Below are 22028 nucleotides of genomic sequence, written 5' to 3'. Positions count from 1 at the left end.
TTCCTACTATAGCCCATATATTTCCTTAATCTCTTCAAGTGTTGGCAGTTCTACTACTGCCCCTATATATCTAAGCTTATAAGCGCTAACTGCAAACCCTAAGTTTAATGCTTCTCTTAAAGTATCCCCCTTGATAATTGAAGCATAAAATCCAGACCAAAAAGCATCGCCAGCCCCTGTAGTATCAACAACATCGGTAGCTAAGGTTTTAAAGGTTATAGTCTCAAAACCATTTGATGCTATGGCCCCATCTTTCCCTAAGGTCATGACAACTAGTTTTGCCCCTAGCTTTAAGAACTTGTCTATTTGATTTTTGGGTTTATCACTTCCAAACAACCTTTCAGCATCATCTTCTGAAGGTTTCACTATATCAACTTTATCTAAGATTGACTTAATATATTCCGGTCCATCTTCCCCCTTTTCCCATATCATAGGGTGATAATTAGGATCGAAGGAAACTATTGCTCCATGTTTTTTCGCCTCAACTATGCACCTTTCTATAGTGCTCCTAGATGGCTCCTTTGATATAGGCCAGCATGAAAAATGAAAGATCTTAGAATTTTTTAGAGCCTCTTCTAGCCTATTTGTATATGTTAAATGATAGTCTGCTGCTCTATAAAATATTGGTATAGGACTACTTTTACTCTTGGTAACCAAAACCATGCTTGTGGAATAATCAACAGTATCTATATATGATCTATCAATACCTGATTTTTCTATATGTTTTATCAAGAAGTTTCCTAATCCATCTTTTCCAACTGCTGATGCTACTAAAGCATTTATGCCTAACCTTTTCGCATTCATAGCAATATTAGCAGGAGAACCACCGAAAAATTTATTATAACTACTAACTTCCAACTCATCACCATAATCTGCTGAAATCATATCTACTAATAGTTCGCCAACTGTTAAGAGATCATTCTTTTTATTGATGAAGTTTATCTTATTATCAAATTGAAACATCCTGTTTTCCCTCCCTAATTTATGTCAATCGCTTGACATATATGACATAGTTACACTAGCCCTATAGATTAAAGTATATAACTACGCCGCAAGTATGTCAACCAGTTGACATACTTGCGACGATCTCTTTGTAATCATTATTTTGTTTTTTTATTTCATAATATAGTTTAAATCCCCTTATCTTTCTTCAGCTCTTTTTGCTAAATACGGTTAATCAACTCCCATTGGAAGTGCCACAAAAAGGACATTGTTGTATATTAAATCACTTATACTATTCATTCCAGTATGAGTTATATCAGCATCAGTTTACTTTATGATTAAGAAATCTTTTAGTCTAATAACTATCTATATTATCCAAAGGACCATTCTACAATACTTACTTCGCCTTCTTCTAACGATCTTTCGCCTTCACTAAAGAAGCATGTATCAGCTATATCTTCATCCTCTTCACTGATTTCCGCAATAGATTCAATATGGGAAGTACTATTTTTCTTCTTCCTGCCACCCCTTTTCCTCTTTTTATTTTCAAATACATTAACTTTGTATCCCATTAGATTGTCTTTACTATTTTTATCTACTTCACTATTGCCATCTATAATTAATTCATTTTCCCTACCTTTTAAAACTTCTTCGTTTCCCTGCCCCTTTGTCACCTCTCCATTCTCTTTAGGATTCTCTGAGGTTTTATGGTTGCCCAGTGTGTATTCACTTTTTTCCTTATTTTCTTTTGATTGTTCAACAAAATTCTCATCTTCATTATTTTCCACTTTATCAGAAATATCCTTATTTACATTTACAACATTCTGCTCTTCTACAGCAGCTTCATTTTTAGGTGTTTCTTTTTTCTTAGTTTTTATGTTTTGGTGCTTAGCAAAATTTTTTACCCTATATACCTTTTCTTCCGTTAATTCAACCATTTCCAATCCGATAAATACTTCTAATGCAAGCTTAATTTGAGCTGCATCTCTATTAAATTCTATTGCTAAAGTCTCTATTGTATATGGAATATTCTTCGAAAAGAACAGCTCCCCTTCCAAATTTACCTTACCAGCAAGCAGCACCATTCTATTCCAAATATAATGAATTACATCTCTTTCTGGTTTCATATCAATCATCTTAAACTTAGTATCCTCATACATATCAACTCTGAATTTTACATATTTTCTTTCTCTCATATATCTCATTCTCCTCAGCATTTTATTTTTATATATTGACTGTACTACCTCATTTTAGAATCTCCTCTCATAACTAAGAAGAATTTTGAAGATAGTTTATAAATTGAAGTGTACGTCTTTAATTGTTTTATTTTCTCTTACAATTAATATATATGCCTTTATTGATGAAATTACGGAATTATTTATTATTTTTTTATTTAAACTTTTTTACACGTTCTATATTGTTTCATTTTTTACGCAAAAAAGAACTATCCTATTCTTTCAGATAGTTCTTATAATGATAAGTATTAATAATTAATTTTATCTTGCCAAACTTGTTAAATATTCAACTGTTTTCGGATCATAATGTGAAAAGAATAAACTTTCTCCTTTATCTAAAACAGCAATCAAATCCATATCCTCTTTTGTTAATTCAAAATCAAATACATCAATGTTCTGAATCATTCTTTCCTTATGAACGGATTTAGGAATTACTACTACACCTCTTTGAATAAGATATCTTAAAGCTACTTGAGCATTTGATTTGTTATATTTATCTCCAACTGCTTTCAATGTTTCATCAGTAAACAGGTTGTTTTTTCCTTCAGCAAAAGGCCCCCATGACTCAATCTGTACGCCATACTTCTTCATTACTTCATTCGCATTTATTTGTTGATTGAACACATGTGTTTCAACTTGATTAACTGCTGGAACAACTTCATTAAACTTAATTAAGTCAATTAATCTATCTGGATAGAAATTACTTACACCTATTGCTTTAAGTTTTCCTTCTTTATATAGTTCTTCCATTGCACGATAAGTGCCATAATAATCACCAAATGGCTGATGTATTAATATTAAGTCTAAATAATCAAGTTGAAGTTTTTCTAAGGATTGTTCAATTGATTTCTTTGCCTTTTCATATCCGGCATTAGAAATCCAAACCTTTGTAGTGATGAATAATTCTTCTCTTGGAACACCACATTTCTTAATAGCCTTCCCTACTGCTGCCTCATTTCCATAGGCTTGAGCAGTATCTATCAAGCGATACCCTGTCTCTATTGCATCAAGTACACATCTTTCACATTCTTCTTGATCAGCGATTTGAAATACTCCATACCCTAATATTGGCATCTTAATACCATTGTTTAATTCTACAAATTCCATATTAATTTCTCCTTTACTATAATTTCATCCTGCTCTTTGTATGTGATTAGGCAGAACTACCTTTACATAATTTAGTTTGCTGTGTTAAAGTTAGTGTATACCATTCGTGTAACTCGAAGTCAAGAATTTAATGAAAAAATATATTTCGTCTTTGACGATGGAAACGAGGTAAAGGTGTATACAGTAAAAGAGATAGCAAAACTACTTGATATGACGGAACATACCGTAAGATATTATACAGATATGGGACTCGTACCTTCTTTAAAACGGGATAAAAACGGAAACAGACTTTTTGATGAGCAATCTAAAAACTGGCTAATAGGTATAAAAAATCTTAGAGGATCAGGTATGTCCATACAAGCAGTGAAGGACTATGTGGACCTATGCTTAAAGGGCGAGTCAACAATAGAAATGAGATATGAAATTATTTTAGAGCAAAAGAAGAAAATTGAAAATCAGTTAAAGGAAATGAATGAAAGATATCAATATATGGAGAATAAAACAAACTGGTATCTTGATATAATGAACCATCGTATACCTGACAATAGTAACCCTGGTGAATGGAGTACTTCTTCTTCTGAATCACAAGAGGAGGATTGCGAATCCTCGGTTTCGGCTGATCATGAAGCCTCATAATGCTTTTTTTATTCTTTAGGAAATTATATCATAGTGAAAAGCACACTGATAAGATTATCAATGTGCTTTCTTTATTTCTGTATGTGTATTGTGCTAGAAAGAAATCCTCTTCCCTATTATAATATTTCTACATATCCTTCTGTTCCATGTACTCGAATTCGCTGCCCATCTTTTATAAGTTTGGTAGCATTCTCCACACTTACAACTGCTGGCAAGCCATATTCACGTGCGATAACGGCTCCATGGGTCATCAGTCCACCAACTTCTGTAACTAATCCTTTTATAGATACAAACAATGGTGTCCAGCTAGGGTCTGTAAAGGAGGTAATTAATATGTCTCCAGCTTCTAAGTCGGCATCTTCGATGTTTAAGATGACACGTGCTCGCCCCTCTATAACTCCAGAAGAAACAGGTAGACCTACAATAGCCCCTTCTGGGATATTGTCTCGTTTATACTCCCCTGTAATGATTTCACCATCAGAAGTCATAACACGCGGTGGCGTTAGCTTTTCATATAGTTTATATTCATCTTTTCGTTCGCTGATTAACTTGTAATCAAGTTTATGTGTGCGTACCACATCGCTAAGTTCTTCAAGCGTGAGATAGTATATATCCTCTTTATCATGAATAACGCCTAATTGAACCAGTTGCTTCGCTTCTTTAAGTAAAGCCTGCTTATAAACAAAGTAACGACTAACCATGCCGTATTTTGGATATTCACGATAGCCAATGAAATTTCGGATTAAATCTATCTTTCGTTTTGTCTCTTTAGCCTTTTGTTCACCATCCGGTAACTCTTTCAATCGCCCTAATAACTCTTGTTCTTTTTTCAAAGCTTCCTGTCGCCCTTGCTCAAATTTCTCATTAGCCGCATTAGGCTCAAAGTTTTTAATGTTACTTATAATCATAGGTATAAGTGTAGTTGGTTTTTCGCTCCAACGGGTTTTAGTAATATCAATCTCTCCTGCACATCGCATCCCGTATTTATTGAGATAAGAATAAATAGCATCTTGGGCTTTTTGTCCACCATCAAACTTAACCAGTTTCTCCAAAAAGTTATCATCTTTTACATGTTGTAGATAATCTATTAGTTCTGGGTAGGGACGAATCACATCTGCCAAATTCATTAATTCTAGACCCATTTCCGAAGTAATATTGTTTGGTACAGATTGAGAAAGTGTGTCTGCTACGTTTTTTTCACCTAACCATTCACTCATCTTTTCATTGACCCATGCTGAAGCATTTATAGCAGCCATAAATACAGCAGAACTTTGTGGATCAAATAAAATCTTCTTTAACTCTTTGATATCTTCCATAATAAAATCAAATAAATCTACTCCTGATTTCGTTTGGATATTTCGTTTTAACTCTCCTATGGATGTTTGACTTTTCTTAATTAAATCAGAAACGATTGTGGGGTCACTTTCTATTTGCGCCTCTGAATTAGCAGGCGATACACCTTTATTGCTTTTACGGTCACTCTGTTCCTCTTTATCCTTTGGTAAACATTTTATAAAATCCCGCTCTATTATGGTCATAATTGCATCTTTTGTGAGCGGATCGTGTTGTTCCATGTTCTTTAATAACATTTTTCTACTGTCTGGTGAAGCTAACATTTGTGCTACATCAACAAACAACCTTCCACCAGCTTTAAACCTGTGGCCAAAAGATATTAACTCCATTAAAGACATTCCCAATGGTTTTAATGGGTTGGTCATCATTTGTTGATGCCCCACAGATAAATAAACGTGATTTTCTCCATCATTTACTTCAGGGATTGGATATATAGTTGTGATTGGACGACTCTGCACTATATAAAATGTATCATCAACCAAACACCATTCTATGTCCTGTGGGCAGCCGAAATGTTCTTCGATCTTTCTGCCAATGTGCGTGAGGCTCAAAATTTGTTCATCCGTAAGCACTTGCCTATTCTGCAACTCAGTCTCAATCTGCTGTTCTTTTGTACCGCCATCTTCTAAGGCATAGATAGCTAGCTTCTTAGTGGATATCTTCTTATCAATAATCTTGCCGTTAAGTACTTTATAGTTATCAGCATTCACCAAGCCGGAGACCAAGGCCTCACCAAGTCCGAAGCTGGCATCAATGGATAACACTTTTCTATTAGAAGTGACTGGGTCGGCTGTAAACAAAATTCCTGCCGCCTGTGGAAAGACCATCTTCTGAACAACCACAGACAAGTAGACTTTATGGTGATCAAAGCCGTTCTGAATGCGGTAAGTCACTGCTCTCTCGGTAAATAAAGATGCCCAGCACTTGCTGATATGCTTTAGTATTGCCTCTTTCCCAATAATGTTTAAATACGTATCCTGCTGCCCAGCAAAGGAAGCTTTTGGTAAGTCCTCTGCAGTGGCACTGGATCGCACTGCATAAGCATCTCTTTCTCCTAGACTTGAAAGAAGATGGGTGATCTCTTCACTAATATCTTTAGGGATGGCTATACTTTCTATGACCTTGCGAATCTCACCACTAAGTTCACCTATTTTATCCCGGTCTTCCAACTTTAAAAGTGATAACTGATCAAATAATTCATTAATCAACGACTTTTCCCCAATAACTCTTTTAAAGGCTTCCGTAGAAATACAAAAGCCATCTGGTACGCGTATTTCTTCAATCCTAGAAAGTTCTCCCAGGTTCGCGCCTTTCCCACCAACAGCCATGATTCTTGTTTTGTCAATTTGCTGAAAACCAAGCACATATGAACTCATGTTTTTACCTCCTTATTTAAACCCAAAATCCTTCAAATTCCTTGAATTATAAAATAATAAATCTCATATCGTGTTATTGAATTATAGCACTAGCACCTGAGAACAAACAGTCTATATTTAGAACTCTATATATGTTATAATTAAAGTGGGGATAGTTAAGTTTTTAAAAAAGTAAACCTCAAAAATGATAACCTAATAATATTCACAGCTTACCATAACCTGAACTTTTTCTATTATCGACTAGCATCTTTCCTATCTAAATACTCTTCAAATGCTCTAAGTAGCGTTTTAACTGATACTTATTGACTCATTTTAAAATGTGTTTACTAAAGTATATTTATACAATAATCAGGAGATAACTTTTCACTTTTTTACTCTACATAAATGTGCTGACCAAAACAATCATGCAAAGTCCATAGTTTTACGTAAAAATTAGGCCTCTAAAGCAAAATTCCCCCAAACGATTTGTCTGAGGGAAAACATAGTTGGATTATTCTTCGTATACTTCTTTTGCTAATCTAAATACTGCCCATGCATTAGGCCATCCTGCATAAAATGCTAGATGGGTGATGATTTCTGACATCTCCTCAGCACTAACACCATTATTCTTTGCATTAAGAATATGATATTTTAAAGAGCTATCCAGTATCCCTTTTGACATCAATGCAGTTACAGTAATGATACTACGATCTCTTAATGATAATTTGTCCTCTCTAGCCCAAACTTCTCCAAAAAGAACATCATCGTTTAGTTCCGCAAATTTTGGTGCAAATGATCCAAGAGCATCTCTGCCTGCTGTTTGTTTTTTCATAACTTCATTTCCTTTCTACTATTAAGCTTAGTATTTATTCTAACTATTTTAGCTCTCCGTATTCCTCATCAGATACAGGCTCTAACCACTCATTAGAAGCACCTTCTGCTGGAACTTCTATTGCTAAATGTGCAAACCAGCTGTCTGGTGCCGCCCCATGCCAATGTTTTACTTCTGGTGGAATATTAACCACATCTCCTGCATGTAATTCTTGAGGTTCTTTTCCCCATTCCTGATAATAACCTCTACCTGCTGTACATAAAAGCACTTGGCCACCCTTATGATGAATATGCCAGTTATTTCTGCATCCTGGTTCAAAGGTTACATTTCCGATTCCGATTCTTTCCATAGTCAGCATGTTTAAATAGCTCTTTCCTATAAAGTACTTTTCAAACATTTTATTTTCTTCTCCCATAGGAAATACTGTAGATACTTTTAATTCTTCTAAATTATTCATTTATATCTCCTCCAAAATGTACACTGTTTCCTGCGCTTATGTTGCACGTTTTATACTTTTTTAATTATTCAACAGAAGTGCTATGCTTTTATCCTAATACCTAAACCCAACTTTAGGTCAAGCATTTTTTGTTTTCAAAAACTGGTTAATTAAAAATTTCTTGACTTAGAGTTAACTCTAAGTGCTAGTATAAGTATGATATTTATTCATATCTTCTTGAATAAAATAATGATGATGTTAAAGCACCGTGTTGAAATTAAGTGGTTATCCATCCGATGCTTTAATGAGCTTACGCAAAGAAATAATAAATTTAGTTCATACGAAAGAGGGTAAAAACATGGAAAATATATTAGCTAAAATATCAAATGTTTCTGATATAAAAAAACTAACAACTGAGGAACTTAATACTTTATGCTCTGAAGTGAGAAATGCTATATTAACTAAAGTAAGTAAGGTAGGTGGACATCTTGGGCCAAATCTAGGAGTTGTTGAGCTAACAGTAGCCTTACATTATGTATTTAACTCCCCTACAGATAAGTTTGTATGGGATGTAAGTCATCAGTCTTATGCACATAAAATCTTAACTGGCAGAAAAGATGCATTTCTATTTGAAGATAAATATAAAACTGTAACTGGTTTTACTTCTCCAAAGGAGAGTGAGCATGACTTCTTCACAATAGGTCATACTTCAACTTCTGTAAGCTTAGCCTCTGGTCTTGCAAAAGCTAGAGACTTTAAAGGAACCAAAGAAAACATAGTTGCAATAATTGGCGATGGTTCTTTAAGTGGTGGTGAAGCTTTTGAAGGCTTAGACAATGTTGCTGAATTTAAATCAAACTTTATTACAATCGTTAATGATAATGAGATGTCTATAGCTGAAAATCATGGTGGAATTTATGGTAACCTTGCTTTACTTAGAAAGACAAAGGGAGAAGCTGAACTTAATATATTCAAGGCTTTAGGCTTTAAATATGTTTATATTGAAGAAGGAAATAATGTTAATGTTTTAATAGAAGAATTACAAAAGATTAAAGATATAAATGAGCCTATAGTTGTACATATCCACACAGTTAAAGGTAACGGATATTCTCATGCAGAAACTAACAAAGAAAGATTCCATTGGTCTATGCCATTTGATATTGAGACTGGAAAAACTTTTGTTCAAAATGCTGGTGAAAACTACAAAAGAGTTACTATAAATCATATTACTGAAAAACTTCAAAAGGATAATAGAATTGTTGTAATAAACGCAGCTGTTCCTGGTGCTCTTGATTTAGTCGAATTTAGAGAAAATCATCCTGACAGATACTTTGACGTAGGTATTGCAGAAGAACATGCTATTGCCTTTGCTTCAGGCCTAGCTTCACAAGGAATGAAACCTTTTGCTTTCTTCCCAAGTACTTTTATTCAAAGAACTTACGACCAAATATCACAGGACTTATGCATAAATAACAATCCTGCTGTAATCATGGTTGAAAATGCAGGGATCTCTGGCAGCGATGCAACTCACCTTGGAATATTTGATATACCAATGATGAGCAATATTCCTAATTTAGTATACTTAGCACCTGCAAATAAAGAAGAAGTAACAGCAATGATAGACTGGGCAATGGAACAAAATGCTTTTCCTGTTGCTATAAGAATATCCTCATCACCAATTAAAGAACTAAAGAATAAACTTTCTTTAAATTACAAATTAAATAAATTTGAGAAAGTTACAAAAGGAGAAAAGGTTGCAATTATAGGTCTTGGAAATTTCTTTAATCTAGCTGAAGAAGTTGCTGAAGAATTAGAAAAGCAAGGAATAACTCCTACTTTAATTAACCCAAGATTTATTACTGGAGTCGATGAAGATATGCTTACTTCATTACTTGAAAACCATGATACTGTAATCACTCTTGAAGATGGTCTATTAAATGGAGGCTTTGGAGAAAAGATTTCTAGATTCTTTGGTCCTACAAAGATGAGAGTTTTCAATTATGGTGCTCATAAGGAATTTACTGATGGTGTACCTATGAATGAACTGTATAAGAGATATCATTTGACTGTGGAACAAATTGTTTCTGACATCTCGAAATAAGTTTTAACTTTATAATAGATTTTGTTTTATTTAGGTTGGAGATTGTTAGGTATCTCCAACCTTCTTTTCTTGTAAATACTTGTTAATTATATCTATATGTATAGTTGATTTTACATTATACTTTTTCAATTATTGACTTTGCTGTAGTAACAATTGTTTCTTCAACACTATAATCTGGTTTCCAGTGCAATATTTTACGAGCGTTATCACTACTCATTTTATAACTAATTCCTAAATCTGAACTAGTGTACCTAGCCATTGAGCTAAAAAAAGCAGCAAATTTTAATATAAAACTAGGAATTGTTCGATTTGGTATTTTCTTAGCTGCTTCACCAAGATTATTCTTTAAAATCATACCTAACTGTTTCATAGATATGGACTGATTGTTAGAAATAATGAAACGTTCTCCAGCAGCATTAGGTGTTTCTAATGCTAATATGTGAGCCTTAGCTAAATCACGTACGTCAACTATAGGAAAATACAAATCAAAAAATCCTGGTAAGTGACCTGATAACATCATTCCTATTAATTGATTAGAGCCAGTTGCTTTCTTACCGAGAACAGGGCCCATAACTGCTACTGGCAAAATAGTTGTAAGTTCCAAATTTCCGCTCTCTCTCTTAATAAATTCCCAAGCACTTTTTTCAGCAAGAGTTTTGCTTTTGTAGTAAGCATTAAGTTTGGTGTCAGGAGAAAGATTACTCCAATCTTTTTCAGTAAATACATAATCATTTCTGTCCGCTGTGTACCCCATACCTGCAGCACCAAAAGCAGAAGTCATAACTACTCTTTTGACACCAGCATTTTTAGCTGCTCGTAAAACCCTTAAGGTTCCTTCCTTAGCTGGTATAATCAGTTCATTTTCATCTTTTGGCATAACTGATGGGAGAGGAGATGCCACATGTAGCACATAAGTTACATTGGCTACAGCAGCTGCCCACCCAGTATCTTTTGTTAAATCTGCTTCAAAAAATTGTAATTCTCCGTTAGTAGTTTGTCCGAGCTCTGCTAATGCAGTTCGAACTTCTTCTTCTCGTTTAAGCGAGCGAACCGTGGTGCGAACGGAATACCCCTTCTTTAGTAATTCAGCTATGATATATGTAGCAATATAACCTGATCCTCCAGTAACGAGTACAGTTTTTTCTTTTTCCATTTTTTTACCCCTTTCAATTTATTAATAGTTGTCATTTTATTAAGATTGTTATTCTTTTTGATTTTAAGTACCAGTTAACCCAAGCCATGCTATTTAGTAAGTTATGGTAGTTTGACAATTTAGAACTCTTTTATCCTATCTATAAGCTGTAAACCTAAGTTTGTATTTATCTTATCATTTGATTTATACTAGTAATAGGAGTGTAATTATACTAGTATTATTACTACTACCATAAAGAAAGGCGCTAATTACTATGGACAATTCAAATCAAAGATATAAAGAATTCGGAGATTTTTTAAAAACTCGTAGAGCAAAGATATTACCCTCTCAAGTTGGTTTACCTGAAGGCACACGTCGCCGAACCCCTGGCCTTAGACGTGAAGAAGTTGCTTCTCTTTCAGGAATCGGTTTAACATGGTATACCTGGATTGAACAGGGCCGCCCTATACAGGTTTCTACCCAATTGCTTGAAAGTTTAGCAAGAACCTTAATGCTTGATAATCAGGAGACCATACATCTCTACACTCTTGCTGGGCAAGCACCACCAACAAACTTTCCAAATTACGATGAATCTGTTGACCCGATGCTTCAACATGTACTGGACAGCTTAGAATTTTCTCCTGCATTAATTATGGACGCCCGCTTAAACGTGATTGCGTGGAATGATGCAGCTTCAAAACTCTCCTTGGATTACAGTAAAATCAGTCTTTATAAGCGCAATGTGCTCAGAATTATGTTTACAAATGAAGAATTTAAAGAGACATTTACTGATTGGAGTTCTGCTGCACAAGGGATGATTGCGAGATTCCGTACTGTCTACAGTAAATTTATAGACGATCCTTGGATCGAAGAATTGGTAAATGAACTTAAAAGAGAAAGCAAAGAATTTAACTTGTGGTGGTCAATGCATAATGTTAAAACAGAGGATACTCGATTTAAGACAATTATTCACCCAGTTTTAGGTAAACTGGATTTTGAGGAAACAAGTTTATTGATTGCCGATAATACCAGCTTAAGAATGACTGTATTTACCCCTATGGCTGAGACAGATACAAAAGAAAAGATAAAACAATTTATAATGAGAGAAAAGATATAACGTCACACTGACACTATATGCGCTATACGACAAATTAATCTGTTCTGTGGACACATCAATTCGAACTAAGTATTCAATTCATTAGGTATACAGAAAGCAGTGTGAATCTTATCCATTTAAGATTCACACTGCTTTTAGAAAACTTGTCCTTATTTTGGCGGCATTATAGTTGCAACACCTATCAGTACCTCAACACCATCTTGATTTGTACATATAGTACTTAATTTTATTCTATTCTTAGCTTCAAGCTTCTCTATGACCTCAACTTCAGCTTTAATCGTATCTCCTATCTTCACTGGAGCAACAAATTTAAGTTCTTGTCCAAGATATATTGAGCCTGGTCCTGGCAATTGCATACCAAGTACCGCTGATACTAAACCAGCTGTTAACATACCATGAGCAATTCTACCTTGAAACATTGTTTTTTCTGCCTCAACTTGATTTATATGAGCTGGATTTAAATCTCCTGTTATACCAGCATATAAGTATACATCCGTTTCTGTAATTGTCTTTTGAAAAGATGCTTTATCACCAATATTTATTTCTCTTATAGTTAAGCCCTTCATCTTCAATTCCTCCTTATATAATGCCTTTTCATCTACTAACTACTACACCAGCTACTTATTAAACAAAATGGAATATGCTTTGTAAAGCTATCAATGCAAATACAGTTCCAGTCTTAATACAAGTGATTACAAAAATATCTTTATATGATTGTTTGTGAGTTAATCCTGCAATTCCAAGTAGAGTTATAACAGCACCATTGTGAGGTAATGTATCCATTCCACCTGAGGCCATTGCAGCAACACGATGAAGTAATTGTGGGTTTATCCCAGCAGTATTTGCCCAGCCTAAATACTGCTTACCGAAAGTATCAAGTGCTATACTCATTCCACCTGATGCAGAACCAGTAACTCCTGAAAGTACATTTACTGTTACTGCTTCTGAAAGTAATGGGCTACCATTTGGATTAATGTTTGTTAAAGCATGAGCTATAGATTGAAATCCTGGTAAAGTTTTTATTACATTACCAAAGCCCACTTCTGATGCTGTATTCATAACAGCTAGTAATGATCCAACTGCACCTGCATTAATTGCTGAAGCTAAATTACCTTTCATACGCTTTGGATTAATACAAACTGCAAGTAGAATACCAAAAACAAGTGCAATCATTAAAGCCCAGTTATTCATTGATCCTACAACACTTGCCTGTGGAATATTATAAGGAGCTTTAGTAACCCAAGAAACTATATCCCATTTAGGAAATACTAATTTTTGTAGGGCCAAAGTCACTCCAAGTACAGATATTAATGGTAGTGCTGATATAAGTGGATTTGGTAAACTTTCATCTTCAACAAGTACTGGTTCATTCTTATGATTTTCGCCATAGCCTTCACCATTTGCTTGAGCTGTACGTTTACGCCACTCAAGATAAGATACACCACATACTAAAACTATAATCGCACCTAATGTTCCAAATATAGGAGCAGCATAAAGATCTGTGTTAAAAAACTTCATTGGTATAGAGTTTTGAATTTGAGGGGTTCCTGGAAGTGCATCCATAGTAAATGTGAAAGCACCAACTGCTATAGTGGCAGGAACAAGTCTCTTTGGAATATCTGCTTCTTTAAATATTGCTGCGGCAAATGGATACACTGCAAATGCAACAACGAAAAGACTTACACCACCATAAGTTAAAATTGCTGCTGATAAAATTACAGATAACATAGCACGCTTTTTACCCAATTTTTCAACTATAAATTTAGCGATAGATTTTGCTGCACCAGATTGCTCCATAACTTTGCCAAAAACAGCACCTAATAAGAAGAACGGAAAGTAAACCTTTACGTAATTACCTAAGTTAGGTAGAAATATTTCCGTATAGGTTGGCATAACTGCCATTCCAGAAAATATAGCCGCTGCAATTGCAAATATAGGTGCAAAGACTATAACTGAGAATCCTCTATAAGCCATAACCATTAACAATACTAAGCTTAATAAAATACCTATAACCGCCATATATAAAACCTCCATTTATTTATTATTTTTTCATTTAACAACCACTTTTTCTAACCATAGTTATTTTTCACATTGAGAAATTACTTGAGATTCATAAGTTCATCTTTAAAGATTCTTTCATCCATTAGCTTTAAATTCTGTGATATTATTGGTCTAAAATCCATTTGATCCAGAATATCTTTTTCTAAATTTACTCCCGGAGCTATTTCTTCTAATTCCACTCCATCACTGGTCAACCTAAAAACTGCTCTTTCAGTTATATAAAGAACTGATTGGTTTACTTCTCTTGCATAATCTCCACTAAAAGTGATTTGCTCAACATCCTTGATAAATTTCTTTGATTTGCCTTCCTTATCAATGATTAGCTTACCATCAGAAATATTAATCTTAAGTCCACTTGCAGTAAAGGTTCCACAGAAAACAACTTTTTTTGCATTTTGAGTTATATTTATAAAGCCGCCACAGCCAGCTATCTTAGGACCAAATTTACTTACATTGATGTTTCCTTTTTCATCGCATTGTGCTAGACCTAAAAATGCTACATCTAAGCCTCCACCATCGTAAAAGTCAAACTGAGAGGATTGATCTATTATACTATCTGGATTAATCGCTGCTCCAAAGCTTAGACCACCAGCTGGTATTCCTCCAATTGGACCTGACTCAATTGTAAGTCTCAATGTATTACCTATATTTTCTTCATTTGCAACCATAGAAATACCCTCTGGCATTCCGATTCCTAAATTTGCAATTGCATTTGGAACTAACTCCAAAGCACAACGTCTAGCTATTATTTTTCTTTCATCCATTGGAAGACATTTTATAGAATTTGCTGGCATTTTTATTTCTCCACAGAAAGCTGGATTAAAGGCTTCTGCGAAAGTCTGCATGTGGTCTTCTGTGCTGGCTACAACCACAGCATCTACCAGTATTCCTGGAATCTTTACAAGCCTCGGATCTAAATTTCCTTTTGATACTATCTTTTCAACCTGAAGAATTACTTTTCCGCCAGAATTCTTTGCTGCCTGAGCCATTGAAAGACCATCAAGAGTAGCAGCTTCCTTTTGAAGACTTGCGTTCCCTTCTTCATCTGCATAAGTAGCCCTAATTATCGCTACATTTATAGGAAAAGCTTTATAGTAAAGATACTCTTTATCGTCAATCTCAATAACCTTTACAATATCTTCAGTAGTACAATCATTTAACTTTCCACCTTCAACTCTTGGATCTACAAAAGTTTTCAAGCCAACATGAGTAATAGTTCCTGGCTTTCCTGCTGCAATATCCCTGTAAAGACTTGATATTACTCCTTGAGGAAGATTATAAGCTTTTATCTTATTCTTAATTGCTAGTTCCTGAACCTTAGGAGCCAGCCCCCAATGTCCTCCTATTACTCTAGAAAGAAGACCTTCTTGTCCTAAATGATTTAATCCTTTTTCCTTTCCATCTCCTTGACCTGCTGCATATACAAGAGTTAAATTATTTGGAGCACCTTTTTCTAGATAAATTTCTTTAAGCTTCTTTGTAATTCCCTCAGGGTGTCCAATACCTATGAAGCCGCCTACTGCCAATGTGTCTCCATTTTTTATTAAGGAGATTGCTTGTTCCGCTAACATTACCTTGCTCATATTTTCTCCTCCTTTTCATATACTTCATATAGTAAAAGTTTTAATATTTATTAATAAGTTCGCTTTCACTTATTTATATAAGCAACATTCATGCCAAGACTTCAGAGATAAAATAAACGTAAATAAAGGGTCTTATCTGCTTTAAAGGTATACAAATCTTATAAAACACAAATTTTATGTTCACATTTCCGTACATTAATTTAAGTAAACATTTACATAGTGTGCGTTCTTCCGAACAATTATAATAAGTAAAAAAAGTAGTTGTACGAATCTCCGTACAACTACTTCTCTATTTTATATTTTTCTATTTTTTCGTACAAACTAGTACGACCTATATCTAAAATTTTTGCTGCTTTCGTCTTATTTCCATCTGCTGCTCTAAGTGCAAGAATAATAGCATTTTTTTCACTTTCTTCTAAGATGTCCTGAAGCTTTTTAGGAATCATTGAAGCTTTTTTACCTGTAATCTCTTTTGGCAGATCATCTACATCAATTACATCACTATCTCCCATAATATTAATTGCTCTCTCTAAGATATTTTCTAGTTCTCTAACATTGCCTTTCCATTCATAGGTCTTAAGATACTGCTCAGCCTCTTTGGTCATTCCTTTAACCTTCTTATCTAAACTCACTGAAAGTTTTTTGATGAGATGATTAGATATAAGTATAATATCATTTCCTCTCTCTCTTAAAGGTGGTATTTCAATTGTTACAACATTGAGCCTGTAATATAGATCTTCACGAAACTTACCCTCAGAAACTAATCTTTCAAGATTTCTATTTGTAGCTGCAATTATCCTTATGTTAATCTTCCTGGTTGCAACTCCACCAATCTTTTCAACTTCTCTTTCTTGAATTACCCTTAGAAGTTTCACCTGCATATGAAGTGGCATATCTCCAATTTCATCTAAGAATATTGTACCTTCATTTGCTATTTCAAATTTTCCGATTTTCCCTTCTTTTCTTGCACCTGTAAAAGCTCCTGCTTCATAGCCAAATAGTTCAGACTCAAGCAAATCACTTGGAATAGCTGCACAATTGACTTTAACAAAAGGTCCCTCATAACGATTACTCTCCGAATGTATAGCATGAGCAAAGATTTCCTTCCCAGTGCCGCTTTCTCCTAAAATAAGTACATTTGAACTAGTATGTGCAGCTTTTTTCACTATAGCCTTAGCTGAGCAAATGGCCTCACTTTCTCCTATAATATTTTCAAGAGAATAGCTAGCTGTATTAAATTCCTTAAACCTTGATTTATAATTAGCTAATTCTTTTTCTATAGCACTTATTTTTTTGTAAAGACTATTAAGTTCTTTTACATTTCTAAATAATACCTTCCCTACAACCCCAATGACTTCTCCATTTTTAATTATGGGTATTCTTGAGGCTATCATATAATTTCCTTTAATCCTATGAAGCTGCGCTACTTCTTCTTTACCTGTTTCAAGCACTATTGGCATTCTTGTATTCTCTATAACTTCAGTTACATGTCTGCCTATTACATCTTCACTTTTTATTCCTAGAAAATCCTTATACGCCTTACTCATCATGGTGATTATTCCATTCTTATCTATAATCACCATACCATCGTAAGCTGTCTCAATTACAGTATTTAATATTTCACTACTGTTTTTCTCTTCATCAAGCTTATGAAGAAGTTCATTGTAATTGGTTATATTATTGAAAACCAGTATAGATCCCTCTAAGTTTTCACAATTATATATAGATATAACATTTAGTATTAAGCTTAATTCATTAATAACTATAGGCTTTTTAATTTCTTCTTTTTTACTTGATAACAAATAGGAAAGCTCTGAATGCTGTATTAATTTATTAATGTCCTTACCCAAACTACTTTTGCAATCTAAGCCAAAAAGAATACTAGCTGCTTCATTGATAAAGAATATTTTATTATTATTATCAACTATAATTATTTCATTAAATATATTATCTAATATCGTTTTCAACTCATTGAAATAGTTCAAAGATAATGCTCCCTTTACCATGTGCTAGTACCTTCTTTCTTGTAAACTTTATACTTTTAATTAGTATAGCTTACAAAATTTAAAAATACAATTTTTTATAAAACTTTAGTTATCTTTGATATTAATTTTTTTATTCTTACAATTTATCTATTCATCTGAATTTTTACACTTGAAAAACGCTAAATTACCCACGATTATTTGTCGTGGGTAATACTTATATAACTTTATTAATTTCACTCATTATTAGACTGCAATCTGTTTATATGCACTGCTAAATATGTTAGTTCATCCTTTGAAATAACTTCATTATATACTTTTTGTATATAATCCTTTATTTTAAATGCAATTTCCATAGATTCGGGATAAAGAACTGATATTTGGTCAAACATTACTTCGCTTTCACCTTTAAGCATTTTACCTTTAAATAGTCTTTCTACAAAAAACTTAACATGTGTGATAAAACGTTGATAATGAATTCCTTCAGAATCTAATTTTGATCCAATGGAATACCTAACTAAATTAACTATTCCGCCAATCATTTTAGCATATCTAATCCCATCTACAGATTCATTATCTTTAGATTGTGCATTGGACATGGTACAATAAAGTAGACACAGAGTTAAGAAAAAATAGTGGACATGGTACAATAAAGTAGACACAAAGTTAAGAAAAAATAGTAAAAGCCTATGCAATATACATAGACTTTATAGATATATAATTATTTTGCGCGAACTTTGCTCTCAAACTTCCCTCTATGAGAACCATCGCAATGTGGTTTATTTTTTGATAAGCCACATCTGCATAAATGAAATTCAGGATTAGTCCCCATACTTTTACCTTCGCCATCAATTAATTCTACTTCACCTTTTACAATAAGTGGCGCGTCATCAAGTACTTGAATTTTAATATTTCCTATGGTTTTACTCCTCCTTTAGCTTATCATGGGTTCCATCACAATATGGAGGATTGCCAGTATGTTTACATCCACATAAATAAGCCGTTCCATCTTTTTCAGCGGTGAATGCCAATGGTTCAAATGAAGTGCCTTGATGTGCTCCATTGCAAAATGGTTGCTTTGAACTTCTGCCACATGTACAATAATAATAAGTTTCACCCTTTTTGAGTTCAACAGGAATAGGTGATTTTTGTGCTATTATAGGTTTTTCCATAATTACCGCTCCTCTTTATTTTGTCTATTGATTTAGCTAATACTATTCATTTCAATATTATTATGTTAAAACATATATGTTTTATACTGATATATACAACTTTATATACAACTTTATAAACAACTTTTTTGATTTTATAACAATTTTATGTGATAATCTATTCTTTTTACTATTGCATTGAACCTTTAACATATCCTTGAGATTCGCAAAAGCATAAATACTTTAGCCGCTCTATCTTAAAATTAGAATTAGCCAATATTTCCGGCCAAGCTTTAATATAAGATATTATATTATTTTTCTCATCTAAGCCCAGGTTATCCCACGGCACCAAAGAAGGATGGGTTCTTCTCTTCTCATCTATCTTATCACCATATTTCCACCCCTCATCTTTCTTTTGTAGTGACCAGCGCTTGTGTTCATATTCAGCTAAAATGTCCAGCTCTCTTTCTGTAAATTCAATTATTTCTGGTTTTTCTTTAACAGATATTATATCGTAATTTATTTTATTTAAGGCATTAGGGATATATCTCACTCTATCGCGAATAGAATTTTTAAATTCATCATCAATATCCTCCCATGGCTGCATGCACGTTAAACCCGACTTAAGAGTATCTTTATAAATTTCTTTGTGAGTATGATAAAGGTCCATAGCAAGCTTCTCAATTTTCTCACTAAAAAATGCATCTTGCATTAGTAGACGTAAAAATTGTTCTGCATCAACATGAAGTATTAACTGTTCCTTTGATGGCAGATGCGATTGCTCCCACTTTTTTGCTCCACTGAGCGAGCTCATTTCAAGTATTGCTTCCATAGATCTTGATTCATGTTTATACTTTGATATTTTAAGAAGTGCCCGTAATACACCATTATCTATTTGAGCTTCACCTCTATCATTTATGAGATAAGGGGTTTTGCGCTCCAGGAGTGAACGTAAAAGCATGGCTCTGCGAATTACAAATAATTGATCCCAATGTTCATCTGTTTGATTTGGCCCTAGGATATTCACATAACCCCTTAGCCTGCTTATAAAATCCGGCCCCTTCCTGCTTTGAAATTCTTTAAAAAAGAGCTTATATTCCATTTCATCATTAATATCTTCTCCGCTGAATTCTTTAAAGGTACTGCTCGTGCCTCCTGCAAATACAAAAATCGCTTTGCCAATGGGGTGTACATAGTCGCCTTCTCTGAACACCCCATCCTGCATAGGTGCTAAGAAATACTTGAGCCAGCCTAATTTACCTTCAAGGTAAGAATCAAATTCATCAAAAAATACAAGTGGAAGCTTCCCTTTCAGTGAAAAATCTCTTACCCTATGAAAAGCTGCTATCAAATCTGAAAGAGACTGAAATTGAGACAAATTAAAATTTAATTTTTCAATCAATGCTGGTGCAATGCTTGAAGCAACCTCCGAAACTCCAAAGGATTTGCCTGATCCAGGTGTTCCAAAAACAGCGATAGAAAGCGGTCGAACTATGCTTTTTGCTGAAACGTATTCTGAAATTAGATTTTTAATACTTCTATACCCCTCAATTTCTGCCCTATCTACAGTTTTCAAATTACCGAAAGTTGCTATTGGAATAAATTTAAGTGCACTTTTTTCACCATTCTTAACAATATCATAGGCTATTTCAGCCAAACTAGTTGAACTTTTATCTTTAATAATATACCAGCATGACTGACAGTTTGGATTATTTGTATTTCGTATAGGTACTTCCTGTATGTGTTCTTTGAAAATAAAATCATTTTCGCTCTCAGTAAATATTGATGGGCTAGGAAAAGCACTTTCAATGGCATCAATTCCAAAACCATTAATGAAGTATTTTTGGGCAGCAACCATTCCTTCCCGAATTCCTTCATCAATGCTTATGCTAAAACTCTCATTTTTAGCTAATGCCCGAGTAATAGCCTTTGCTAAACCTGCCACAAAACAAGATGTCAATCCATACATTTTGCCTTGGTTTTCTTTGATAAATCCACCCTCAAACTCGTAGGTTAAGAAGTATAAATGAGACTCTATGCCTTCTTGCTTTTTATAATAAATAGCCCCCTCAAGACCAAAAGGCACAATAAGATGCTGACAGTTAGCAAGAAAGCAAAGGTTTGGATTATTATTCATCTGCCACACAAAATCTAATGAAGTTCTTTCCCAAGAAAGTCCTTTACTTATGTTAACACCTTTAGAGCGCAGATCATCTCCATTTATAACTACTATTGTGTTTTCAATATGAAATTCTTCAATATGGTTCCAAAGCATGCTAGAACAGTTTGGATTATTCATTTTATAAATGATTACTGGTGATTTATTATGAGACTTTAAGGCCAATGGCCAAAATTCTTCATTAGTATTAAAACCATTATTTTCATCATCTATTATGACCAGATCAGCATTCTCATCATCGTCTTCAATTGAGAACTGTTTAGGTACACTTTTAGTCGGACCTGTAAATCCCATAAACTGATTCACCCTGTAAACTTTATGATTATTTTTTTCCTCTGATTCCACTGGAAAAAGTTCTAATTCCGCAGTAGAAAGAAGTGTTCCTTCATTTAAGCTCTCCTCAATATTCTGTATTTTTTGCGAAAGTACTGTTGCACCAGTAGATATTGCTGTTAATTTTGATAAAAGCACTGCATCACCTGGTTTAAAAGCACTATGTACATGTGGATAATATCTCCAACTTAATTCCCTGCTACACTGTTCGTGTGTTCTCCACTGTAGTAAGTTAATACAAACATCTCCTGATACTGCAATCTTTATTTTTCTATTTTCCATAGTTCTATTCCTTCTTTCACAATATTGTATCCCTAGCACCTCCTCGAATTTTTCATCCTTTGATTAGTTTTTCATTATTATTAACTTTTATTTATAAATAAATTAATTTCTGCTAAAAGAACTCATCTGCGATTTATAAACCTCCCAGCTCTTTTTCATAGAAACTTCGTTTATCTTTATCTGAAATACTTAACAGTTCACAATAATTTCA

18 protein-coding genes are annotated in these 22028 nt (G+C 33.9%); 3 read left to right on the top strand and 15 right to left on the bottom strand.

Annotated features, from left to right (window positions below; genetic code table 11):
• Positions 1-6: 6 nt before the first annotated feature.
• From OCU55_RS01395 to OCU55_RS01385, 3 genes are all read right to left on the bottom strand, one after another.
• The gene (locus tag OCU55_RS01395; RefSeq protein WP_261850529.1) at positions 7-963 is read right to left on the bottom strand and encodes a carbohydrate kinase family protein; all 957 of its coding nucleotides are present in this window, start codon (positions 961-963) and stop codon (positions 7-9) included.
• 350 nt (positions 964-1313) lie between these two features.
• Complete coding sequence (locus OCU55_RS01390; protein WP_261850528.1) at positions 1314-2138, bottom strand: phage replisome organizer N-terminal domain-containing protein; 825 nt, start codon at positions 2136-2138, stop codon at positions 1314-1316.
• Positions 2139-2438: 300 nt separating this feature from the next.
• Positions 2439-3284 (bottom strand): aldo/keto reductase, encoded by an 846-nt coding sequence (locus tag OCU55_RS01385; protein ID WP_261850527.1) that lies wholly within the window; start codon positions 3282-3284, stop codon positions 2439-2441.
• Positions 3285-3458: 174 nt separating this feature from the next.
• Between OCU55_RS01385 and OCU55_RS01380 the strand changes: the two genes are divergently transcribed.
• Positions 3459-3920 (top strand): MerR family transcriptional regulator, encoded by a 462-nt coding sequence (locus tag OCU55_RS01380; RefSeq protein WP_261850526.1) that lies wholly within the window; start codon positions 3459-3461, stop codon positions 3918-3920.
• A 116-nt stretch (positions 3921-4036) separates the two neighbouring features.
• On the opposite strand, the gene ppsA is transcribed toward OCU55_RS01380, so the two are convergent.
• The 3 genes from ppsA to OCU55_RS01365 all read right to left on the bottom strand — a co-directional run bounded on the left by ppsA (position 4037) and on the right by OCU55_RS01365 (position 7875).
• On the bottom strand, positions 4037-6649 hold the full coding sequence (ppsA, locus tag OCU55_RS01375; RefSeq protein WP_261850525.1) for a phosphoenolpyruvate synthase: 2613 nt from the start codon (positions 6647-6649) through the stop codon (positions 4037-4039).
• Between the two features lie 490 nt (positions 6650-7139).
• Positions 7140-7460, bottom strand: coding sequence for a carboxymuconolactone decarboxylase family protein (locus OCU55_RS01370; RefSeq protein WP_183278603.1), 321 nt, complete (start codon positions 7458-7460; stop codon positions 7140-7142).
• Between the two features lie 43 nt (positions 7461-7503).
• On the bottom strand, positions 7504-7875 hold the full coding sequence (locus tag OCU55_RS01365; RefSeq protein ID WP_427847030.1) for a cupin domain-containing protein: 372 nt from the start codon (positions 7873-7875) through the stop codon (positions 7504-7506).
• 379 nt (positions 7876-8254) lie between these two features.
• On the opposite strand from OCU55_RS01365, the gene OCU55_RS01360 reads away from it, so the two are divergent.
• Positions 8255-9997: a 1-deoxy-D-xylulose-5-phosphate synthase gene (locus OCU55_RS01360; RefSeq protein ID WP_261850523.1), complete on the top strand. Its 1743-nt coding sequence runs from the start codon at positions 8255-8257 to the stop codon at positions 9995-9997.
• Positions 9998-10112: 115 nt separating this feature from the next.
• Here the strand turns inward: OCU55_RS01360 and OCU55_RS01355 are convergent, their stop codons facing one another.
• Complete coding sequence (locus OCU55_RS01355) at positions 10113-11150, bottom strand: SDR family oxidoreductase (protein ID WP_261850522.1); 1038 nt, start codon at positions 11148-11150, stop codon at positions 10113-10115.
• A 253-nt stretch (positions 11151-11403) separates the two neighbouring features.
• Here OCU55_RS01355 and OCU55_RS01350 point away from each other — a divergent pair, with 253 nt between their 5' ends.
• The gene (locus OCU55_RS01350) at positions 11404-12246 is read left to right on the top strand and encodes a helix-turn-helix transcriptional regulator (protein ID WP_261850521.1); all 843 of its coding nucleotides are present in this window, start codon (positions 11404-11406) and stop codon (positions 12244-12246) included.
• A gap of 149 nt (positions 12247-12395) precedes the next feature.
• Here the strand turns inward: OCU55_RS01350 and OCU55_RS01345 are convergent, their stop codons facing one another.
• The 8 genes from OCU55_RS01345 to OCU55_RS01310 all read right to left on the bottom strand — a co-directional run bounded on the left by OCU55_RS01345 (position 12396) and on the right by OCU55_RS01310 (position 21817).
• Complete coding sequence (locus tag OCU55_RS01345; protein ID WP_261850520.1) at positions 12396-12812, bottom strand: MaoC family dehydratase; 417 nt, start codon at positions 12810-12812, stop codon at positions 12396-12398.
• A 58-nt stretch (positions 12813-12870) separates the two neighbouring features.
• Complete coding sequence (locus tag OCU55_RS01340; protein ID WP_261850519.1) at positions 12871-14265, bottom strand: GntP family permease; 1395 nt, start codon at positions 14263-14265, stop codon at positions 12871-12873.
• Between the two features lie 80 nt (positions 14266-14345).
• Positions 14346-15890, bottom strand: coding sequence for an acyl CoA:acetate/3-ketoacid CoA transferase (locus tag OCU55_RS01335; RefSeq protein WP_261850518.1), 1545 nt, complete (start codon positions 15888-15890; stop codon positions 14346-14348).
• A 281-nt stretch (positions 15891-16171) separates the two neighbouring features.
• The gene (locus OCU55_RS01330) at positions 16172-17896 is read right to left on the bottom strand and encodes a sigma 54-interacting transcriptional regulator (RefSeq protein ID WP_261850517.1); all 1725 of its coding nucleotides are present in this window, start codon (positions 17894-17896) and stop codon (positions 16172-16174) included.
• A gap of 212 nt (positions 17897-18108) precedes the next feature.
• Positions 18109-18471, bottom strand: coding sequence for a PRD domain-containing protein (locus OCU55_RS01325; protein ID WP_261850516.1), 363 nt, complete (start codon positions 18469-18471; stop codon positions 18109-18111).
• Between the two features lie 122 nt (positions 18472-18593).
• Positions 18594-18749 (bottom strand): CDGSH iron-sulfur domain-containing protein, encoded by a 156-nt coding sequence (locus OCU55_RS01320; protein ID WP_261851493.1) that lies wholly within the window; start codon positions 18747-18749, stop codon positions 18594-18596.
• A gap of 46 nt (positions 18750-18795) precedes the next feature.
• Positions 18796-19044, bottom strand: a complete 249-nt coding sequence (locus tag OCU55_RS01315; RefSeq protein WP_261850515.1) for a CDGSH iron-sulfur domain-containing protein — start codon at positions 19042-19044, stop codon at positions 18796-18798.
• A gap of 169 nt (positions 19045-19213) precedes the next feature.
• Positions 19214-21817 (bottom strand): RyR domain-containing protein, encoded by a 2604-nt coding sequence (locus OCU55_RS01310; protein WP_261850514.1) that lies wholly within the window; start codon positions 21815-21817, stop codon positions 19214-19216.
• Positions 21818-22028 lie beyond the last annotated feature (211 nt).

It is taken from the genome of Clostridium folliculivorans, from assembly GCF_024341905.1.
GTDB classification, from domain to species: Bacteria; Bacillota; Clostridia; order Clostridiales; family Clostridiaceae; genus Clostridium_AR; species Clostridium_AR folliculivorans.
This window is presented reverse-complemented; position numbering and strand designations above follow the sequence as displayed.